This window comes from Tenacibaculum sp. XPcli2-G (genome assembly GCF_024124505.1).
GTDB classification, from domain to species: Bacteria; Bacteroidota; Bacteroidia; order Flavobacteriales; family Flavobacteriaceae; genus Polaribacter; species Polaribacter mesophilus.
On the sequence record NZ_JAMXSH010000003.1, the window covers coordinates 401,109 to 421,508 of the forward strand.

Annotated in this window: 23 protein-coding genes; 11 read left to right on the forward strand and 12 right to left on the reverse strand. The window is 30.7% G+C overall.

Going from position 1 to position 20,400, the window contains the following annotated elements; genetic code table 11:
- Window positions 1–18 precede the first annotated feature (18 nt).
- The gene (locus NH341_RS09630) at window positions 19–369 is read right to left on the reverse strand and encodes a 4Fe-4S dicluster domain-containing protein (RefSeq protein WP_047788857.1); all 351 of its coding nucleotides are present in this window, start codon (window positions 367–369) and stop codon (window positions 19–21) included.
- Window positions 370–440: 71 nt separating this feature from the next.
- Here NH341_RS09630 and NH341_RS09635 point away from each other — a divergent pair, with 71 nt between their 5' ends.
- Genes NH341_RS09635 through NH341_RS09685 form a run of 11 tightly spaced genes read left to right on the forward strand, consistent with a single transcriptional unit; the run spans window position 441 to window position 10,265 of the window.
- The gene (locus tag NH341_RS09635) at window positions 441–1,502 is read left to right on the forward strand and encodes an acyl-CoA reductase (protein WP_253056644.1); all 1,062 of its coding nucleotides are present in this window, start codon (window positions 441–443) and stop codon (window positions 1,500–1,502) included.
- A 52-nt stretch (window positions 1,503–1,554) separates the two neighbouring features.
- Window positions 1,555–2,619 (forward strand): 3-phosphoserine/phosphohydroxythreonine transaminase, encoded by a 1,065-nt coding sequence (gene serC, locus NH341_RS09640; protein WP_253056646.1) that lies wholly within the window; start codon window positions 1,555–1,557, stop codon window positions 2,617–2,619.
- 43 nt (window positions 2,620–2,662) lie between these two features.
- Entirely contained in the window at window positions 2,663–3,616 is a 954-nt protein-coding gene (locus tag NH341_RS09645; protein ID WP_159615578.1) for a D-2-hydroxyacid dehydrogenase, read from the forward strand.
- 3 nt (window positions 3,617–3,619) lie between these two features.
- Entirely contained in the window at window positions 3,620–4,858 is a 1,239-nt protein-coding gene (locus tag NH341_RS09650) for a DUF1015 domain-containing protein (protein ID WP_253056648.1), read from the forward strand.
- Window positions 4,859–4,882: 24 nt separating this feature from the next.
- The gene (locus tag NH341_RS09655; protein ID WP_073184101.1) at window positions 4,883–5,551 is read left to right on the forward strand and encodes a YggS family pyridoxal phosphate-dependent enzyme; all 669 of its coding nucleotides are present in this window, start codon (window positions 4,883–4,885) and stop codon (window positions 5,549–5,551) included.
- A 33-nt stretch (window positions 5,552–5,584) separates the two neighbouring features.
- Complete coding sequence (locus tag NH341_RS09660) at window positions 5,585–6,682, forward strand: exonuclease domain-containing protein (RefSeq protein ID WP_073184103.1); 1,098 nt, start codon at window positions 5,585–5,587, stop codon at window positions 6,680–6,682.
- A 31-nt stretch (window positions 6,683–6,713) separates the two neighbouring features.
- Window positions 6,714–7,529, forward strand: coding sequence for an ion transporter (locus NH341_RS09665; protein ID WP_082118625.1), 816 nt, complete (start codon window positions 6,714–6,716; stop codon window positions 7,527–7,529).
- Window positions 7,530–8,438, forward strand: a complete 909-nt coding sequence (gene miaA, locus NH341_RS09670) for a tRNA (adenosine(37)-N6)-dimethylallyltransferase MiaA (RefSeq protein WP_253056650.1) — start codon at window positions 7,530–7,532, stop codon at window positions 8,436–8,438. It begins immediately after the preceding gene.
- Between the two features lie 58 nt (window positions 8,439–8,496).
- Window positions 8,497–9,000, forward strand: a complete 504-nt coding sequence (locus NH341_RS09675; RefSeq protein WP_253056652.1) for an OmpH family outer membrane protein — start codon at window positions 8,497–8,499, stop codon at window positions 8,998–9,000.
- Between the two features lie 7 nt (window positions 9,001–9,007).
- Window positions 9,008–9,829 carry a DUF1853 family protein gene (locus NH341_RS09680; protein WP_239179626.1) on the forward strand — a complete coding sequence of 274 codons (822 nt, stop codon included), beginning with the start codon at window positions 9,008–9,010 and terminating at the stop codon, window positions 9,827–9,829.
- Window positions 9,830–9,869: 40 nt separating this feature from the next.
- Complete coding sequence (locus NH341_RS09685; RefSeq protein WP_173360939.1) at window positions 9,870–10,265, forward strand: hypothetical protein; 396 nt, start codon at window positions 9,870–9,872, stop codon at window positions 10,263–10,265.
- A gap of 45 nt (window positions 10,266–10,310) precedes the next feature.
- Here NH341_RS09685 and NH341_RS09690 read toward each other — a convergent pair whose 3' ends face one another.
- From NH341_RS09690 to hisD, 11 genes are all read right to left on the reverse strand, one after another.
- Window positions 10,311–11,234, reverse strand: coding sequence for an EamA family transporter (locus NH341_RS09690; protein WP_173360940.1), 924 nt, complete (start codon window positions 11,232–11,234; stop codon window positions 10,311–10,313).
- A gap of 117 nt (window positions 11,235–11,351) precedes the next feature.
- A complete protein-coding gene (locus NH341_RS09695) occupies window positions 11,352–12,026 on the reverse strand; it encodes a type 1 glutamine amidotransferase domain-containing protein (protein ID WP_159491187.1) in 675 nt (224 codons plus the stop codon).
- Window positions 12,027–12,103: 77 nt separating this feature from the next.
- Window positions 12,104–12,673 carry a Crp/Fnr family transcriptional regulator gene (locus tag NH341_RS09700; RefSeq protein ID WP_159491189.1) on the reverse strand — a complete coding sequence of 190 codons (570 nt, stop codon included), beginning with the start codon at window positions 12,671–12,673 and terminating at the stop codon, window positions 12,104–12,106.
- A gap of 9 nt (window positions 12,674–12,682) precedes the next feature.
- Window positions 12,683–13,837 carry an SAM-dependent methyltransferase gene (locus NH341_RS09705; protein WP_047788893.1) on the reverse strand — a complete coding sequence of 385 codons (1,155 nt, stop codon included), beginning with the start codon at window positions 13,835–13,837 and terminating at the stop codon, window positions 12,683–12,685.
- A gap of 260 nt (window positions 13,838–14,097) precedes the next feature.
- The gene (gene hisIE, locus NH341_RS09710) at window positions 14,098–14,682 is read right to left on the reverse strand and encodes a bifunctional phosphoribosyl-AMP cyclohydrolase/phosphoribosyl-ATP diphosphatase HisIE (protein ID WP_253056654.1); all 585 of its coding nucleotides are present in this window, start codon (window positions 14,680–14,682) and stop codon (window positions 14,098–14,100) included.
- On the reverse strand, window positions 14,679–15,431 hold the full coding sequence (gene hisF, locus NH341_RS09715) for an imidazole glycerol phosphate synthase subunit HisF (protein ID WP_253056656.1): 753 nt from the start codon (window positions 15,429–15,431) through the stop codon (window positions 14,679–14,681). Before hisF ends, hisIE begins: the two co-directional genes overlap by 4 nt.
- Window positions 15,432–15,434: 3 nt before the next feature.
- The gene (hisA, locus tag NH341_RS09720; protein WP_047788896.1) at window positions 15,435–16,151 is read right to left on the reverse strand and encodes a 1-(5-phosphoribosyl)-5-[(5-phosphoribosylamino)methylideneamino]imidazole-4-carboxamide isomerase; all 717 of its coding nucleotides are present in this window, start codon (window positions 16,149–16,151) and stop codon (window positions 15,435–15,437) included.
- A gap of 12 nt (window positions 16,152–16,163) precedes the next feature.
- Window positions 16,164–16,745: an imidazole glycerol phosphate synthase subunit HisH gene (hisH, locus tag NH341_RS09725; RefSeq protein WP_253056658.1), complete on the reverse strand. Its 582-nt coding sequence runs from the start codon at window positions 16,743–16,745 to the stop codon at window positions 16,164–16,166.
- 84 nt (window positions 16,746–16,829) lie between these two features.
- Window positions 16,830–17,963 carry a bifunctional histidinol-phosphatase/imidazoleglycerol-phosphate dehydratase HisB gene (gene hisB, locus NH341_RS09730; RefSeq protein WP_253056660.1) on the reverse strand — a complete coding sequence of 378 codons (1,134 nt, stop codon included), beginning with the start codon at window positions 17,961–17,963 and terminating at the stop codon, window positions 16,830–16,832.
- 14 nt (window positions 17,964–17,977) lie between these two features.
- Window positions 17,978–19,042, reverse strand: coding sequence for a histidinol-phosphate transaminase (hisC, locus tag NH341_RS09735; RefSeq protein ID WP_253056662.1), 1,065 nt, complete (start codon window positions 19,040–19,042; stop codon window positions 17,978–17,980).
- Between the two features lie 64 nt (window positions 19,043–19,106).
- Window positions 19,107–20,393 carry a histidinol dehydrogenase gene (gene hisD / locus NH341_RS09740; protein WP_253056664.1) on the reverse strand — a complete coding sequence of 429 codons (1,287 nt, stop codon included), beginning with the start codon at window positions 20,391–20,393 and terminating at the stop codon, window positions 19,107–19,109.
- Window positions 20,394–20,400 lie beyond the last annotated feature (7 nt).

Below are 20,400 nucleotides of genomic sequence, written 5' to 3' on the forward strand. Positions count from 1 at the left end.
CCAAAAATTTGGAGCTTATTAATCGTTATGCATAAAACGTTGTTTAGCTAATAACTCTTCTTCTGTTTCTACATTATCTTCATCAGGAACACAACAATCAACAGGACAAACAGCAGCACATTGTGGTTCCTCATGAAAACCTTTACATTCTGTACATTTATCTACAACAATGTAATAAATTTCATCCGAAATTGGCTCTTGATCTTCATCCGCATTGGCAGATTTACCGTTTGGTAAAACAATATTTCCTGTTAAATCAGTACCGTCAGCATATTTCCAGTCATCTGCACCTTCGTAAATTGCTGTATTAGGACATTCAGGTTCGCAAGCCCCACAGTTTATACATTCATCAGTTATTATAATTGCCATAATTAATCTCTTTCAGTTTTGTAACTTTGCATTTGCAAAAATAGTTCCAATTTAATTTAGAACCAAAATAAATGGATAGTATAAAAAGTAGAATTAACGCTTTTCATAAACTAGGAGAATTTTTAAGTCAATTTTCTCAAGAAAAAATAGAGAAAAAAGAACATATAGAACATAACGAATTGTTTTTTGATGGATTTAAGCATCAATTAAAAATAGCAGGAGAAAATAACACCTGGTTTACCAGAGAAAACATATTATTCTCTATAGAAAATTGGGCAAAAGCACTCACTTCTGAAAACTTAACTCAGTGGATTGCTAACGAAAACTTAGGTAACAACGAACCTAAATTAGTCGCTGTTATCATGGCTGGAAACATTCCGCTAGTAGGCTTTCATGACTTTTTATCAGTTCTAATTTCTGGGCACTCGGTATTAGTTAAACAATCCTCTAACGATAAACATTTATTGCCTTTTTTAGCAAAATATTTAGAATATATTGATCCTGAATTAAAAGGAAAAATCACGTTTACTGAAGAAAAACTAACAGGGTTTGATGCGGTAATAGCTACTGGTAGTAATAATACAGCACGTTATTTTGAATATTACTTTAAAGATAAACCTAGCATTATAAGAAAAAACAGAAATTCTGTTGCGGTTTTAACAGGAAATGAATCGGAAGAACAACTGCAAAATTTAAGCGAAGATGTTTTTCGTTATTTCGGATTAGGTTGTCGTTCTGTTTCAAAAGTATTTGTTCCTAAAGACTATAATTTCGACGCTTTTTTCAATGGAATGTATCAACAACATGAAATCATTAACAATGTTAAATACGCTAATAATTACGATTACAATAAGGCAGTGTATTTAATGAGTGAGTTTGATATTTTAGAAAATGGGTTTTTAATGATTAAAGAAGATGAAAGCTACGCCTCTCCTATCGCTTCTGTTTTTTATGAGTACTATGATAATGCAGATGATTTAAAAATTAAATTGTGGGAAGACAGAGAGCAAATTCAGTGTATAGTGGCCAATAATTTTATTGAAAATGAAATAGCATTCGGACAGACACAACACCCAAAGTTATGGGACTATGCTGACGGTGTAAACACACTAGAATTTTTAGCTAAAATTTAAAAGAGTCTCTATATAAATTTGCACCTTTGTGTAGCAAAACACAACAACACAAATGAAAAAACATAACTTTAGTGCAGGGCCTTGTATTTTACCTGAAGAAGTGCTAAAAAAAGCATCAGAAGCAGTCATTGACTTTAATAATGACAATCTTTCTTTAATCGAAATTTCACACAGAAGTCAACCCTTTGTAGATGTAATTGAAAAAGCGAGAAGCTTAGCATTAGAATTATTAGGTCTTGAAAATAAAGGCTACAAAGCATTGTTTTTGCAAGGTGGAGCCAGTATGCAGTTTTTAATGGTTGCATATAACTTACTAAATAAAAAAGCAGCTTACCTAAATACAGGGACTTGGAGTGATAAAGCAATTAAAGAAGCTAAATTATTTGGCGAATTAGTAGAAGTAGCTTCCTCAAAAGATAAGAACTTCAGTTACATTCCCAAAACATATGAAATTCCTACAGATGTAGACTATTTTCATTGCACAAGTAATAATACCATTTATGGAACACAAATGAAGAGTTTTCCTAAGACTTCTGTTCCAATGATATGTGATATGAGTTCTGATATTTTTTCTCGTCAACTGGATTTTTCAAAATTTGATTTGATTTACGCAGGAGCTCAAAAAAATATGGGACCAGCAGGTACAACTTTAGTGATTGTAAAAGAAGATATATTAGGTAAAGTTGAGCGCCAAATTCCTTCAATGTTAAATTACCAAGTATTTCTTGACAAAGAAAGTATGTTTAATACACCACCTGTATTTGCAGTATATACTTCAATGTTAACACTAGAGTGGTTAAAAGATTTAGGGGGTATCGAGTTCATTGAAAAAGTGAATGAGAAAAAATCAGCACTGTTGTATAATGAAATAGATAGAAACCCTTTATTTAATGGAGTCGCTGCTATAGAAGACCGAAGTCATATGAATGCTACTTTTACCTTAGCTGATAAAAACTTGCAAGCTAAGTTTGATAAAATGTGGCAAGAAGCCAATATTAATGGATTAAGCGGCCATAGAAGTGTTGGTGGTTATCGTGCAAGTATGTACAACGCTTTACCTTTATACAGTGTACAGGCTTTAGTAGATGTAATGCAAGAACTAGAAAGAATAAGTTAGATACAACGTCATTTTTCACAATGACATTTTAATATAAAGAACGATGAAGATATTAGTGAATGATGGAATTTCCGCTAGCGGAATACAAGCTTTAGAAGACAAAGGCTTTGAAGTAATAAACACTAAAGTTGCACAAGAGCAATTAGAAAATTACATAAACGATCATGCTATTGATGCTATTACAGTAGGTAATACTACACAAGTGCGACAAGAGTTAATTGATGCTTGCCCAAGCATTAAACTTATTGCTTGCTTAGGAACCGAAATGGACAACATTGATGTTGATTATGCTATTGATAATGGAGTTCATATTGTGAATAGTGAAGATGCTTCAGCTACTTCAATTGCAGAACTAGTATTTGCGCATTTATTTGGAATGGTTCGTTTTTTACACCAGTCAAACCGTGAAATGCCTTTAGAAGGAGATATGCGCTTTAACGCCTTAAAAAAGCAATACTCGCAAGGAACTGAGCTAAGAGGTAAAACATTAGGTATTATTGGGTTTGATACTGTAGGACAAGAAGTTGCAAAAACTGCACTAGCTTTAGGTATGGAAGTGATAGCAACTGATGTAGAAATAGACAATGCAACTATCACAATTCCTTTTTTCGATGGTCAATCAGTAGACTTCTTTATTGAAACGGAAAGTATAGATAACCTATTATCAAAATCAGACTTTATTACACTACATCTTCCTGCTCAAGAGGGATATGTTATAGAAACATCTTTGTTTGACAAAATGAAAAATGGTGTAGGAATTATAAACACTTCTCATGGAGGTATTCTAAATGAAGTTGATTTAGTTAATGCTATTGATAGTGGAAAGGTTAAATATGCAGGATTAGACGTTTTTGAAAGCCAACCAAGACCTGAAATTCAACTATTAATGAACCCTGAAATATCGATGACACCTCATATTGGTGCTTCAACTGTTGAAGCACAAGATAGAGCTGGAATTGAACTTGCTAACAAAATCATCGAATTACTAAGTGAATAATCTATGGCAATTGTAAAACCTTTTAAAGCTGTTAGAGCCACCAGAGATAAAGTTGCTTTAGTATCTTCTAAATCGTATGAAATTTATACTCCTGCGGAAATTGGAGCTAAACTCGATTTTAATCCATACAGTTTTTTGCATGTAATTAATCCTGGATATAAATACCATAAACAAGATGTAACTGGAGAACAACGCTTTAAATTGGTACACAATCGTTACTTAGAATTCAAAGAAAATGAAGTTTTTAAGCAAGATGAAACTCCTGCTTATTACATATATCAAAAAATAACTCCAAATGATAATTTCTGTGGAATAATCGCAGCAACCTCTGTAGAAGATTATCATAATGAAGTAATAAAAAAGCACGAAGACACTTTAAAAGAACGTGAGTTACTATTTGAAAACTACTTAAAAAATACAGGTTTTAATGCAGAACCAGTACTACTCACCTACCCTGACAATGATGTAATTAATGTTATTATAAAAAAATATCAGGAAGAAAGAGCCGAATACGAGTTTTCTACATCTGATAGGGATTTACATTTTTTATGGGTAATAAACGAAGAGAAAGATGTAGAGCAAATAGCCAAAGCTTTTAAAGAAGTTAACACCCTATATATTGCTGATGGACATCATCGTTCAACATCTTCATGTTTATTGGCACAAAATTTAGCAGAGAATAATCCAAAACATACAGGTAAAGAAGACTATAATTTTTTCATGAGTTACCTATTACCTGAAAGTCAGGTAAAAATTTATGAATTCAATAGATTTATAAGAGATTTAAACGGGTTAACTCCAGAGGAGCTTTTAATAGAATTAGATACTCATTTTAGAATTGAGAATCGTGGACAGGAATTATATAAACCTAAAGAAAAACACCATTTTAGCATGTATTTAAATGGTGAATTTTATGCTTTGTATTTACGTAAATCAGCTTATGAATTTACTGACTGTTTAAGTGAATTAGATGCTTATATTTTATATACAACCGTATTAGAACCTATTTTAGGAATTGAGGATATTAGAAACGCTTCTAAAATTGTATATTCTCAAGACAAATCTGACGGGTTAGAATTAAAAACAAAGGTTGACAGTGGTGAGTTTAAAGTTTCTTTTGGAATGCTACCTACCAATATTCAAGAACTAAAAACTATTGTTGATGCTGGCTTAATGATGCCACCGAAAACAACCTACATAGAACCTAAGTTAAGAAGTGCTTTAACTATTTACGAGTTTTAGTATAAAGTCAGATAAACAATTATTATGATTACAGGAATTAAAGAAAATCTTCAAAAAATAAAATCAACACTACCAGAAAATGTAACGTTAGTTGCTGTTTCTAAAACCAAACCTATTGCAGATTTACAAGAAGCTTACGATGCTGGTCAGCGAATATTTGGTGAGAATAAAATACAAGAAATGGTAGCTAAGTATGATGAATTGCCTAAGGACATAAAATGGCATATGATTGGTCATTTACAACGTAATAAGGTAAAGTATATGGCTCATTTTGTTGATTTAATTCATGGTGTAGATAGTTTTAAAACACTGAAAGAAATAAACAAACAGGCTAAAAAACATAATAGAGTTATTAATTGTTTGTTACAAGCACGAATTGCTAAAGAAGATACTAAATTTGGGTTACCTTTTGAAGATATTGAAGCTATTTTAGCGTCAGATGAGTTAAAAGAGCTTGAAAATATAAAAATTGTTGGTTTAATGGGAATGGCTACGTTTACAGATAACCAAAAACAATTACAAGAAGAATTTTCTTCATTAGCTAATTTCTTTAATGGAAATAAAGAAAACTATCCTAATTTACAAACATTATCTATGGGAATGAGTGGAGATTATGAATTAGCCATAAAAAATGGTAGTACAATGGTACGAATAGGAAGCTCAATTTTTGGAGTTAGAAATTATATTGCTTAGATTTACATAAACTAGCTTAAAAAAGGGAGAGATTTGTACGCTATTTTAGACATTGAAACTACTGGAGGGAAATATAACGAAGAAGGGATTACAGAAATTGCCATCTATAAATATGATGGACATCAAATTGTAGATCAATTCATTAGCTTAGTTAATCCAGAAAGGGAAATTCAGGAATTTGTTGTAAAACTTACTGGTATTAATAATAAAATGCTACGAAATGCGCCCAAGTTTTATGAAATAGCGAAAAGAATTGTTGAAATAACTCAAGATTGTTTTATTGTGGCTCATAATGCTAATTTTGATTATCGTATTCTTCGTACCGAATTTGACAGGTTAGGTTATAAATACAAACGAAATACACTATGTACAGTTAGTTTAAGCAAAAAACTAATTCCAGAGTCACCATCTCATAGTCTAGGAAAACTCTGTAAGTTTTTAGGAATTCCTATGTCTGATCGTCACAGAGCAACAGGTGACGCATTAGCTACGGTACAATTATTTAAACTATTAATAGATAAAGATGTTGAAAAAGGTATTATTCAACAATCTATAAAGTATTTTGACAACAGACATGAAAAGTTTCATATTCAAAGAATATTAGATAGTTTACCTGAAAAAGAAGGTCTTTTTTATGTTCATAACCACGAAGGAACAATCATTTTTGTAGGGAGAGGTAAAAATATAAAGCAAGAAACTAATAAACTCTTTTTAAAAGAAACTAGAAAAGCATTAAAAGTAATAAAAAGAGTTAGTAAAGTTTCTTATGAAGAAACTGGGAATATGCTTTTTACCCGTTTAAAATATCATTTAGAACTTGAAAAGCTAAAACCTAAGTACAATATCATTAGAAAAAGAAAAATTACAGATAAAAACTTTAATCACGATAATATGCTTATTGTTGATAAAGGCAGAATTCCAGAAGAACACGCCGTAATTTTAATCGAAAAAAACGAAGTTATAGGATATACATATACCAATCTTGCTTTTCAGGAAAACCAGTTATCTATTCTAAAATCAATGCTTACTCCTATTGAATACAAAGAGTTAGCAAAAACCATCATTAAAAACTACTTACTAAAAAATAAAGTCTCTAAAATAGTACGATTACAAGTTGAAAATAATTTATAATATGCTATAAAGCATTCAAAAACCTAATCTTTTGGATAGTAAAAAACTTAATTGGAGAGAAAAATTACATGAAGTAATCTATGAAGCAGATACTCCTGCAGGACGATTATTTGACATCATCTTGTTATTTGCAATCTTAGCAAGTATTGTACTGGTTATGCTTGAAAGTATTGAAAGTTTTGATAACAAACATCATAATTTCCTATATATTTCAGAATGGATTATTACTATTTTTTTTTCCATTGAGTATATCCTAAGAATTATTTCAATAAACAAGCCAACAAAATACATTTTTAGCTTTTATGGTATTATAGATTTACTTTCTACTATTCCTATGTACCTAACGTTCTTTTTTGTAGGTACACATAGTAGTTTAATAGCTTTGAGAGCATTACGCCTATTAAGAGTTTTTAGGATTTTAAAAGTCTCTAGGTATATTGGAGAGTCAAATCAATTAATAAAAGCTTTAAATGCTAGTAAAGCTAAAATTGGAGTCTTTCTTTATTTTGTGTTGATTATCTGTATCATTTTAGGTTCCGTAATGTATTTTATTGAAGGGGCTGAAAACGGCTTTACAAGTATTCCTAGAAGCATTTATTGGTCAATAGTAACACTTACAACCGTTGGTTATGGAGATATTGCTCCGCAAACCGCTTTAGGACAATTTATTGCAAGTATTACAGTAATTATTGGTTATGCTATTATTGCGATACCTACAGGAATTGTAAGTTCCGAAATGACTAAAAAAAAGGTACACCTAAACACTCAATCTTGCCCAAATTGCTCCTATGAAGGACATAAAGATGATGCAGAATTTTGTTATCATTGCGGAACAAAACTGAACTAAATGTCTCAAAAAAACACATTAATTACGATTGTTGGTGCAACTGCTATTGGTAAAACAGCACTAAGCATTAAACTAGCTCAGCACTTTAATTGTGAAATTATTTCGTGTGACTCTCGTCAGTTTTATAAAGAAATGACTATAGGAACAGCGGTTCCTGACCCCGAAGAACTGGATGCTGCTCCACATCATTTTATTCAAAACAGAAGTGTTTTTGAAAATTATTCAGTAGGACAGTTTGAAAAAGATGCATTAAAAACTCTAAACGAACTATTTACTAAAAACCCTATTCAAATAATGGTAGGTGGAAGTGGTTTGTATGTAGATGCTGTTTTAAAAGGATTAGATTATTTTCCTGATGTAGACTCACAAATAAGAATAGATTTAACTACTGAGTTAGAAAACAAAGGTATAGAACATCTTCAAAAAAGATTAAAAAAACTTGATATTGAAGCTTACAATACGATTGCTATTGACAATCCACATCGATTAATCCGTTCTTTAGAGATTTGTATAGGAACTGGAGAAACATACAGTTCTTTTAAAAATAAACCTAAAGCACCTCGTAATTTTCAATCTATAAAAATTGGATTGACAGCCGATAGAGAAATTATGTATGATCGTATTAATCGTCGTGTAGCTATTATGATTGAAAAAGGTTTGATAGAAGAAGCTAAAAAACTACATCCTTATAAAAACCTAAACGCATTGCAAACAGTAGGATACAGAGAGTTATTCGAATATTTTGAAGGTAACTTTGCTAAAGAATTTGCTATTGAGGAAATTAAGAAGAACTCAAGAAGGTTTGCCAAACGACAAGGAACATGGTTTCGTAAAGATTCAAACATTTTATGGTTTGATTTCCAAGAAGATCTTCAAAATATCATAAAAACTATTGAAAATAAACTTTAACGCTTTTTAAGAGCACTAAAAAAATCACTTTTTTATATTTGTCAAAAAACAGAAATACATGAAACTAAAAATCACTTTTATACTAACTTTATTTTTTATAGGATTTTCAAATGCACAAACCAAAGTAGGAACGGTAGATAGCGAATTAGTCATTAGTAAAATGCCTCAAATGAAAGGGGTCTTACAACGAGTAGAAAATTATGGTAAAAAACTAGACTCTAGTTTTCAAATAAAAGCTACAGAATATAAGACAAAAGTTGATTCTTTTAAAGCAGAAGAAAAACTAATGACCGATGATGATAAGAAAACTAGAATTCAAGAATTAAGAACTCTTGAACAAGAAATGGGTAAATTTCGTCAGAATGGATCAGCTATGATGCAAGTGCAAAGAGAGCAGAGTTTAAGACCACTATATAAAAAACTAAGCGAAGTAATAGCTGAAGTAGCAAAAACTAATGGTTATACACATATTTTAACTACTACTGGAAACGAATTTGGTTATATCGATGAACGTTTTGATATCACTAAATTGGTATTAGATAAACTAGGAATTAAAGAGTAAATCTTTTATGTCCCTAAAACAAAAAGACTTACAATTACAATATGAAGGATTTTTAAAAACACCTTTTCTATGGCATGGAAAAGGTGTTTTTAATTTAGAACAATTCTCCATATTAAAAATTAAAACAATCTCGTTTAATGAAGAAATCAAACAAAAACTACGTTTGGGTAAATTGGTTGAACGTTTTGTTTCATTTGAATTAAATCAAAATAGTTCTGTATCAATCCTTGCTGAGAACATTCAAATTCAAAATAAAAAAATTACTGTAGGAGAGTTAGATTGTTTATTGTTAAAGGATAAAGAATCAATTCATTTAGAAATTATATATAAGTTCTACTTATATGATGTTTCTGTTGGAAACTCTGAAATTGAACATTGGATTGGCCCAAATCGACGCGATTCTCTTATTCAAAAGCTAACAAAACTTCAAGAAAAACAATTACCACTACTCTATTCTAATCATACTAAAACTTATTTAGATAAATTAAAGTTGGTTATAGATGAAATAATACAACAAGTATATTTTAAAGCACAATTGTTTGTTCCTCTAAAGGATTTCGGAAAAAAAATCAAACAGCTAAATAATGAGTGTATCTATGGTTTTTATATTTACCCGAAAGAATTACCACAATTCTCAGATTGTAAATTCTATATTCCTAATAAACATAACTGGTTAGTAAATCCACATTCAAATATTGACTGGTTAACTTTTGAAACCTTTCAAAATAAACTTCAACAATTTTTAAATGAAGAAAATACTCCTCTTTGTTGGCTAAAGAAACCAAACGGCGAACTTTTTAAGTTTTTTATAGTTTGGTGGAATAATTAGTGTATTTCAAATTACTTATTAAATTTGCTGCTAAAAAATCATGAAAAATTCAAATATATTTCTCTTACTACTTTTCATCATAACTTTTTTTTCTTCTTGTTTTAAGGGTGATGAGCCCATTACTTGTGTTGAAGCTAATGAAGTTTCTCTCGACTATTTTCAACTAGAATCTAAAATACACACAAGTAAAAAGTCAGAATTTAAACTTTCAAATGTATGTGATGTAGATACAAGGATAACTGAAATACTTCTTAAAGGAGATAATCCTAAAGATTTTAGGATTGAAGGATTGTCCATAGGAACAAGTATTAGCAGAAAAGGTACTTATTTCAATCTAGTATTTACACCAACTAAAGTTGGCACAAGAAAAACTATCGTAATAATAAGACATGATACAGGAGAACTAGTTATGTATTTATCAGGTAAAGGAATATAATTACTATGCTTAAAACACTACTAAAATACTCCTGTTAATGGAAGTTTATACTTCTTGTGGTTTAGAAGTTACTTTAAGTTTTGATATTCGTTTTCTTGATGTAATAAAATAAACTCCTGATAATAATACAATAGACGCTATTACCGATTGTGTTGTTAAGGTTTCATCTAAAAAATACCATCCTAAAAACAAGGCTACGACAGGATTTACATACGCTGATGTTGATACTTTTTCTGTAGGAACAATTTTTAACAAGTAGTTAAAAGATGTAAAAGCTACAATACTTCCAAAAACTATTAATAAAAACATAGCTCCTTGCGCTTTAAAAGACCAATCCAAGGGAGAAGACCAGTTTTCACCTAATAATAAAGATGCAGTAAAAAGTAAGCCACCTGCAAAAAGCATTTGGTAACCTGTACTTACAAAAAAGTTTTTAGGAAGTTTGGCTTTAGAAACAAATACACTACCATAACTCCAACTTAAAACACAAGAAAAAATCATAAAAATTCCTATTAGCATATCTTTTGAAGTTGTTATTTCATTTTGACTAACCAATAAATACATTCCTATAATCCCTAAAACTACTCCTATAATTGATTGTCGTTGCATCTTTTTTCCATCAATTAAACGTAGTAGTAATAATACAAATAATGGCTGTGTTGCCGCTAATAACGCTCCAAAACCGCTATCAACAAACTTTAATGCCCAAACAAACATTCCATTTCCATATACTAAAAAAAGGAAGCCTGCTATCGCAGAGTTTAAAAGTTGCTTTTTGGTTACTGTAATAGGTACTTTTAAAAACTTAGCTATTAACATAATTAATGCTCCCGATATAGAAAAACGAATGGCCGCTAATAATAACGGAGATACTTCTGTAACAACAATTTTATTCAATAAATAAGTGGATCCCCAAATGACATAAATAGCAATAAAAGCCGCTATAATTAGTGGTTTAGATTCTTTCATTTTTTTATTCTTAGGCGTTAAATGTACAATAAAACCTTTTTACTTATACCTAAAAAATAAAAATCGGGTAAAAATATTTTTACCCGATTTTTATTTTAATATTATCTCTTACAATAATTATAATTTTGCTAGTAATTTTTCAGCTACTAACTCTGATGAAGCTGGGTTTTGTCCTGTAATTAAATTTCCGTCTTCAATAACATATTCTTGCCAATCTCCTGCTTTACTATAAATTCCGCCTTTGTTTTTTAGCTCATCTTCTACTAAAAATGGCACAATTGAAGTTAATTGCATTATCTCTTCTTCTGTATTAGAAAAACCAGTTACTTTTTTATTTTTAACTAAAGGCTCTCCATTTACTTGTGCTTCTTTTAATACTATAGGCGCATGACAAACAGCACCAACTGGCTTATCGTTTGTATAAAAAGCTTCTATTAAAGCTATAGAATGTTTATCTTCAGCTAAATCCCATAAAGGTCCATGTCCTCCTGGATAAAAAATAGCATCATAATCAGCCTCACTAATATCACTTAACTTTGTAGTGTTCGCTATGACATTTTGAAGTTCTTCATCTTTATTAAAACGAAGTGTTGCTGGTGTTTGAAAATCTGGTTCATTACTTTTAGGGTCAATTGGTGGTTGTCCTCCTTTTGGAGATGCTAGAGTCACTTCCACTCCTTTATCTTTTAATAGATAATAAGGCGCTGCAAATTCTTCAATCCAAAAACCTGTTTTTTCTCCTGTATTTCCTAGCTCTTCATGACTAGTTAGTACAAATACTACTTTTTTCATGTTATTTATATTTTTAAGTTACTCCAAAATTAGAACATGAAAGTTAAAAAAAAATTGATGTATGGTAATAAAGAGGCTTATAATGTATCTTTTCGTATTCTACTTAAACTTTCGGTTGTTATTCCTAAATAAGATGCTAAATGATAGTTTTTAATTTGTTGCTCTATGTTTGGATAGGTTTGTAAAAACAAATGATACCTCTCTTTAGCTGATAACACCAAATTATTTAAGATTCTTTTTTGAAATCGCACTGTTGAACGCTCTAACTTTTTTCTAAAAAAATGTTCTATTTTAGGAACTTTTTCATAAATATTATCTAAATCATTCTTGGCTACTTTTAATACAATAGCATCGGTAATACATTCAATGGCAAGTATCGATTCTGATTCAGAAAAGTAACCTATATAATCACTAATCCACCAATCGTGAATTGCAAATTGTATGGTATGCTCTTTTCCTTTAGCATCCATGAAAAAAGTTCGTAAACAACCTTTTATTACATAATATTGATAGTATACTTTCTCGTTAGTATGTAATATCGTATCACCTTTTTTATAAGTTACTTCTGAAAAAATATCCTCAACTACCTTTAATTCTTCACTTTCTAACTGAAGATCTTTAAACACATTACTAACAGATGTACTCATTATAAAAAGTTATAGTAAGCCCTCTAAATAGTGTTGTTCTATTTGATAAGCTCCTTTTAATTCTGAAATTTTAGCTTCAATACGTTTTTCATCTACCTTTTTAGATGATTTAGCACCTATCAGCATTACATTTTTACGTGTATGTTCGTTGCTTATAAATTCAAAAACTTTTGTAGTATAATTATTCTTCTCTAAAATTAAAGCGCGTATGGTGTCAGTAACCATTTCAAACTGACGTTCTTTAAAAATACCATATTTTAACAAAGGACTCTCCTGCTCTTTTCCTTTTACTTGCTGACGGATTTGTTTATGACAACACGGTGCACAAATGATTAACTCTGCTTTAGAAACCAACCCTTTGTATATAGCATCATCTGTAGCTGTATCACAAGCATGTAAAGCTATTAAAATATCTATTTTATCATTGTCATACTCCTGAATAGGTTGTGCTACAAATAATAAACCTTTGAACCCACATTTTTTAGCAATATTATTACAATAATTTACCAAACTTTCACGCAATTCAATACCTGTAACACTAGCTGTATACCCTTTTTGATTTACCAAATAATCATATAAAGCAAAGGTTAAATACCCCTTTCCTGACCCCATGTCAACAATATTGATATGATTAGGTAACTTAACCGATTGTATTTGCGCTTCTATAATTTCTAAATACTTATTAATTTGACGGTATTTATCCGCCATTTTGGGGATTACCTTTCCCTCTTTATCAGTTATTCCCAAATGATATAAATACTCGCTGTTTTTGGCTCTTTTCTCTTTGGGTTTGTCATGGGTTTCCGGTAACTTATTTTTAAAACTAGGTTGTGTAGTTTTATAGCTTACTTTCTTCTTCTTAGAAAGAAAGACTAATAAATCATTTTCCAACGTAAATAATGTCGCCGCTCTAAACTTTTCTGAAAGTAAAAGAGTTAATTCTTCTATACTCTCTTCAAATGAATAATTTTTTGCTTGGTCGTTTGTTTTATATCGATATAAAAACTGAAAACACACGTCTCCTTTTAGCGTTATTTGACGAACGTATACATTCGACAAGTCATCACTTTTACGAATTGGTTTACTTAAAGTCAATTTTACAAAATCGTTTTTTTGTATACTATTTTGAAACTCTGTAAACAGTTGGTGTAAGTCTTCTTTCATACCGTAAAAATAGACAATCGATTATTAATATTTCTCATATTTCTTATCATCCTTAACATTTTTTATTCAAATCGTCTTTAAGAAAATTAAACTGTATTAAATATCTAAAAGTTAATAATTTATTATCTACATCTTTCTTCTTACTTAACTTTAAAAAGAATAATTATAAGTTTTATAATTAATATTAGCACATAACCTTCCCTAATAGTTGACTTTATAAACTTTCTATAAAGGAGGTTGTAACATGTTAACTAACTTTATTAATTTCTATTTTTCAAAACACTTTCAATATCTGTTAGCTTAAAACCTTTAGCCTTTAATAAAATTAAATAATGATATAGTAAATCAGCTGCTTCATTTTTAAATAACTCATCATTATTATCTTTTGCTTCAATAACTACTTCTACTGCCTCCTCTCCTACTTTTTGAGCTACTTTATTAATGCCTTTTTTAAAAAGTTTATTTGTGTAAGAAGTTTCAACATCATTATCTATTCTGTCAGAAATAGTATTTTCTAGCGAATATAAAAAGCCTTTAGAGGTTTCTTCTCCAAAACAAGAAGTTGTTCCTTTATGACAGGTTGGTCCTTCTGGAGTTACTTTAATCAATAAAGTATCATTATCACAATCTATTTGAATATCTTTTACCCATAAAAAATTTCCTGATTCTTCACCTTTTGTCCAAAGTCTATTTTTACTTCGGCTATAAAAAGTAACTTTTCCTTCTTTTTGTGTTTTGATAAAGGCTTCTTTATTCATATAACCCAGCATTAACACCTGCAAAGTAGTATTGTTTTGAATAACAACAGGAACTAACCCGTTTCCTTTTGAAAAATCTATATTCATCGTATAGCTATGTTTTGTTTTTTTAATTCGTTTTTTAGTACGGGTACTGGTATTTCACCAAAGTGAAAGATACTAGCAGCTAATCCTGCACTAGCTTGGGTTTTGGTAAAGACTTCAATAAAGTGCTCTACTTTTCCAGCACCACCAGAAGCAATCACAGGAATATTAACAGCTTTACTCACTGCATTGGTTACTTCAATGTCAAATCCGTTTTTAGTACCATCACTATTCATAGAAGTTAATAGAATTTCACCAGCGCCTAATTTTTCAACCCTTGTAGCCCAACTCAAAGTTTCTAATTCGGTTTCAAAAGTACCTCCTTTGGTGAACACTTTCCATTCCCCATTTACATTTTTCGTATCAATAGCTACAACTACAAACTGACTCCCAAACCGATTTTTTAAATCCGTAATTAATTGTGGATTTTTTACTGCGGAAGAATTGATGCTTACTTTATCTGCTCCAGCTTGTATTAACGCCACTGCATCTTCAACAGTACTAATACCTCCACCAACAGTAAAAGGAATATTAATCTCTCGTGCAATTGTTTTTACTAATGTAACTAAGGTTTTTCTATTTTCTAAAGTAGCTGTAATATCTAAAAATACTAATTCATCCGCTCCTTGTTTTACATATTGTTTTGCTAATTCTACTGGATCTCCAGCATCTTTAATATCTATAAAATTGACCCCTTTAACCGTTCTTCCATTTTTTATATCCAAACATGGAATAATTCTTTTCTTTAACATGTTTTAACTTATAAATTCTTGTAATTCTTTTAAACTTATATTTCCTTCATAAATGGCTTTTCCTACAATGGCTCCTTCACAACCAATTTCTTTTAATCGATGTAAGTCATTGATACAGGCTACTCCTCCACTCGCTATTAAGTTGACTGAAGTTTTACTCAAAATTTCTAAATATAAATCTAAAGAAGCTCCTTGTAACATCCCGTCTTTAGCTACATCGGTACAAATTGTGTTTAAAATACCTATTTCTTGATATTCACTTATAAATTCAACAACATCAACTTCTGAGGTTTGTAACCAACCATTAGTCGCTATTTTTCTATCTTTACAATCAGCTCCCAAAATTATTTTATCCTTTCCGTATTTAGTAAGCCATCCAATAAATGTATCTGGATTTTTTACCGCTATGCTTCCTCCTGTTATTTGGTTTGCACCACTTTCAAATGCAGTTCGAGCATCTTCATCTGACTTTAGACCTCCTCCAAAATCAATTTTTAAATTCGTTTTCGTTGCTATTTGCTCTAATACTTTGTGGTTTATAATTCGACTAGATTTTGCGCCATCTAAATCAACAACATGTAAGTATTCTATTCCGTTTGCCTCAAATTCTTTTGCTACTTCTAACGGACTTTCATTATATATTTTTTTGGTATCATAATCGCCCTTAGTCAAGCGGACGCATTTTCCTTCTATAATATCTATTGCGGGTATAATTCTCATTTTAATTTCTTTTTATAACTCTAAAAAATTCTTCAATAACTGCTCTCCAACATCAGCTGATTTTTCTGGATGAAATTGCATCGCATAAAAATTATCTTGCTGCATAACGGTACTAAACGGAAGAATATAATCGCAGATTGCCAGTGTGTTTTTAGATACTTCTGCATAATATCCGTGAACATAGTATACATCGTCTTCTAAAGCTATGTTTTTAAACAGTTTAGATGATTTTAATTCAAAAAAGTTATTCCATCCCATATGTGGGACTTTTTCTTTTGGTGGAAATTGTTTTGTGCACGCATCAAAAATGCCCAAACATTCGGTATCTCCTTCTTCTGAGTATGTGCACATTAACTGTAATCCTAGACAAATTCCTAGTACAGGTTGTTTTAGGGAAACAATTAACTCATCAAGATTTCTTTCTTTTAAGTATTGCATTGCTGAACTTGCTTCTCCAACCCCAGGAAATATTACTTTATCTGCCAATTGTATTTCTTCTGGATTATCAGTTATAATACTTTCGTACCCCAAGCGAGTTAGTGCATTTTGTACCGATCGTATATTTCCAGCATTATATTTTATAATAGCTATCATATTTTTCAATTATCATTTATCAATCATCAGTTACCTATTATTCTCTTTAACTATTGTCTACCGATAATTGATTATTGTTCATTGTTATAAAACTCCTTTTGTTGATGGTAAAATCATCTTATCTACATCTCTTTTTACTGCTACTTTTATAGCCTTAGCAAAGGCTTTAAAAATGGCTTCTATTTTATGATGTTCGTTTGTTCCTTCTGCTTTGATATTCAAATTACACTTAGCACCATCGGTAAACGACTTAAAGAAGTGATAAAACATTTCCGTAGGCATTTTCCCTATCATTTCTCGTTTAAAATCTGCCTCCCAAACTAACCAGTTTCTTCCACCAAAGTCAATGGCTATTTGAGCTAAGCAATCATCCATTGGTAAACAAAACCCGTAACGTTCAATTCCTAGTTTATTTCCCAATGCTTTATAAAATACTTCTCCTAAAGCAATTGCAGTATCTTCAATGGTGTGGTGTTCATCTACGTCTAAATCACCTGTTACTTGGATGTTTAAATCCATTTGACCGTGACGCGCTATTTGATCTAACATGTGATCGAAAAAAGCAATACCAGTATTTATTGTACTTTTTCCCGTTCCATCTAAATTCAAATCAATTTTAATTTGAGTTTCATTTGTATTACGTTCAATAGTTGCTGAACGTTCTTCTAATTTTAAAAACTCATAAATAGTGTTCCAATCGTTACTCTCTAAAACTATAAAATCATCTAGTTCCTCTCTTTTTACAGTAATTTCATCAGTTCCTAAATTTGTTTCATCATTTATGTAAATTCCTTGAGCTCCCAAGTTTTTAGCAAGTTCTATATCGGTTAAACGGTCACCAATCACAAAAGAGTTTTTCAAATCATATTCTTTAGAGAAATATTTTGTTAATAAGCCTGTGTTTGGTTTTCTTGTAGGTTGGTTGTCTTTGGCAAAGGTTCTGTCAATGATTTCTTCTACGAACTCAATACCTTCTTCTTTTAAGGTGTTCATCACAAAGTTATGTACTGGCCAAAACGTATTTTCTGGATATGCTTCTGTTCCTAATCCGTCTTGATTAGTAACTAACACTAATTCAAAGTCAAGCTCTTTGGCTATTTTACTCAATCCTTGAAAAACCTTTGGATAGAATTGTAATTTCTCAAACGAATCTGTTTGTTCATCTGCTGGTTCTTTAATTAAGGTACCATCTCTATCTATAAATAATATTTTTTTCATCGTTTTTTTAAAATTTAAAATGAATTTTCAACTTCATCAGGTGTAACACTCAATTCCTTTAATGCAGTCATTAATTTCTTGTTTTCTTTCTCGCTTCCTACCGTAATTCGTATGCAATTATTTACTAAATTATTCCTGTTTCTAGTTATAATTTTTTGAGCTACTAATGAGTTATACAATTCATTAGCGTTTGTAACTTCAATTAGTATAAAATTAGCTTCAGAAGGATATATCTTTTTTACCAATTCAATTTCTTGTAGCTGTTTTTCTAGTTTTTCCTTTTCATTGAGAATGATATTTTTCTCAATCTCAAACTGTGCTAAGTTATCTAGCTTATTAAGTACAGCTTCTTGATTTAAAGCACTGATATTATAAGGAGGCTTCACCTTGTTGTATATATCAATGATTTCTTTACTAGCATAGGCTGCTCCTACTCTAACACCTGCCAATCCCCATGCTTTACTAAAGGTTTGACTTATAATTAGATTTTGATAATTTTTTAATTGATTTATAAAAGACTCTTCAGTGCTAAAATCAATATAAGCTTCATCAATAATTACAATTCCTTTAAATTTACTAAGAATAAACTCAATTGTTTCATCTTTAAAGCAGTTTCCTGTCGGATTGTTAGGAGAACAAATAAAAATCAACTTTAAATCCTCATCATCTAAATACGTTTCCAAACTATTTATATCAATCTGAAAATCTTCAGTTAATGGTAATTCTATCAATTCAACATCATTAATGGCAGCAGAAACATTATACATTCCATAAGAAGGTGTAAAAGTTAAGGCTTTGTCTTTCCCCGGATTACAAAATATTCTAAATGCTAAATCGATTACTTCATCACTTCCATTTCCTATAAAAATTTGATTCTCATTTACATCTTTAATCTCAGACAATCGTTTTTTAATTGCTATTTGTTGCGGATCTGGATAGCGATTCAAAGTACCAAACGGATTCTCATTAGCGTCTAAATACACTTCAGCAACACCTTTAAATTCATCTCTAGCAGAAGAATAAGCTTTTAATTGCTGAATGTTTGTGCGTACTATCTTGTTTAAGTTTATTTTTTTCATTGTTAACTATTTTGAGGTGTTACTCAATAAGGTTAAGATTTCTCATATTCATTCGAAATGACGCTTAGCCATTTAACTCTTTTAATCTAACTGTAATGGCATTTTTGTGCGCTTGTAAGCCTTCTGCTTCTGCCATTAATTCTATGGCTTCACCTATATTTTCAATTCCTTCTTTAGTTACTTCTTGAAAAGTAATTTTCTTTACAAAACTGTCTAACGAAACTCCGCTATAGTTTTTTGCATAACCGTTAGTTGGCAAGGTGTGATTGGTGCCACTAGCATAATCACCTGCACTTTCACAACTGTAATTTCCTAAGAATACTGAACCAGCATTTACAATTCCTTCGATATATTCAGAAGCTTTTTCTGATGCTATAATTAAGTGCTCTGGAGCATATTCATTACTAAACTGAATACATTCTTCAGAAGAATTTAAAACAACTGCAAAACTATTCCCTATTGCTTTTTTAGCTAATTCTTTTCTAGGTAATTCTTCTATTTGTTTGTTTAGTTCTGTTATAACATTTTGAGCAATTTTTTCAGAAGTAGTGGCTAAAATAGCTTGACTATCTGCTCCGTGTTCTGCTTGTGATAATAAATCGGAAGCTACAAAAACAGGGTTTGATGTTTTATCTGCAATTACAAGTACTTCACTAGGGCCTGCAGGCATATCAATAGCTACCCCTTGTTGTTGTACCAATTCTTTGGCTTTAGTCACAAACTGATTCCCTGGTCCTAATATTTTATATACTTGAGGAATGGTTTTTGTTCCGTACGCCATCGCTCCAATAGCCTGAGCTCCTCCAACTTTAAAAATTTTAGTTACTCCTACCAAAGAAGCAGTGTATAGAATAGCTGGGTTAATCTTACCTTCTTTATTCGTTGGAGTACACAATACTATTTCTTTACAACCCGCTATTTTTGCTGGTACTCCTAACATTAAAATAGTAGAAAATAATGGTGCAGAGCCCCCAGGAATATACAAGCCTACTTTTTCTACTGCTACACTTTTTCTCCAACAAGTTACTCCTTTTGTTGTTGTTATTTTTTTAGGTGTTTCTTTTTGTGTGTTGTGAAAAGCTTCAATATTATTTTTTGCTAATTGTATGGCTAATTTTAATTCTTCTGAAACTAAGTTTTGTGCTTCTTCTAACTCTTTTTTAGAAACTTCTAACTCGGTTAGCAACACTCCATCAAATAACTGTGTATATTTTTTTAAAGCTCTATCTTTATTAAGCTTTACATCATTTAATATTGTTTGTACTGTTTCCTGTAAACTGTTTTCACTTAAAGTAACTCTTTTACACAGTGACTCCCAAGTTTTTTTCCCTGGATTTTTTATAATTTTCATCTGTTTC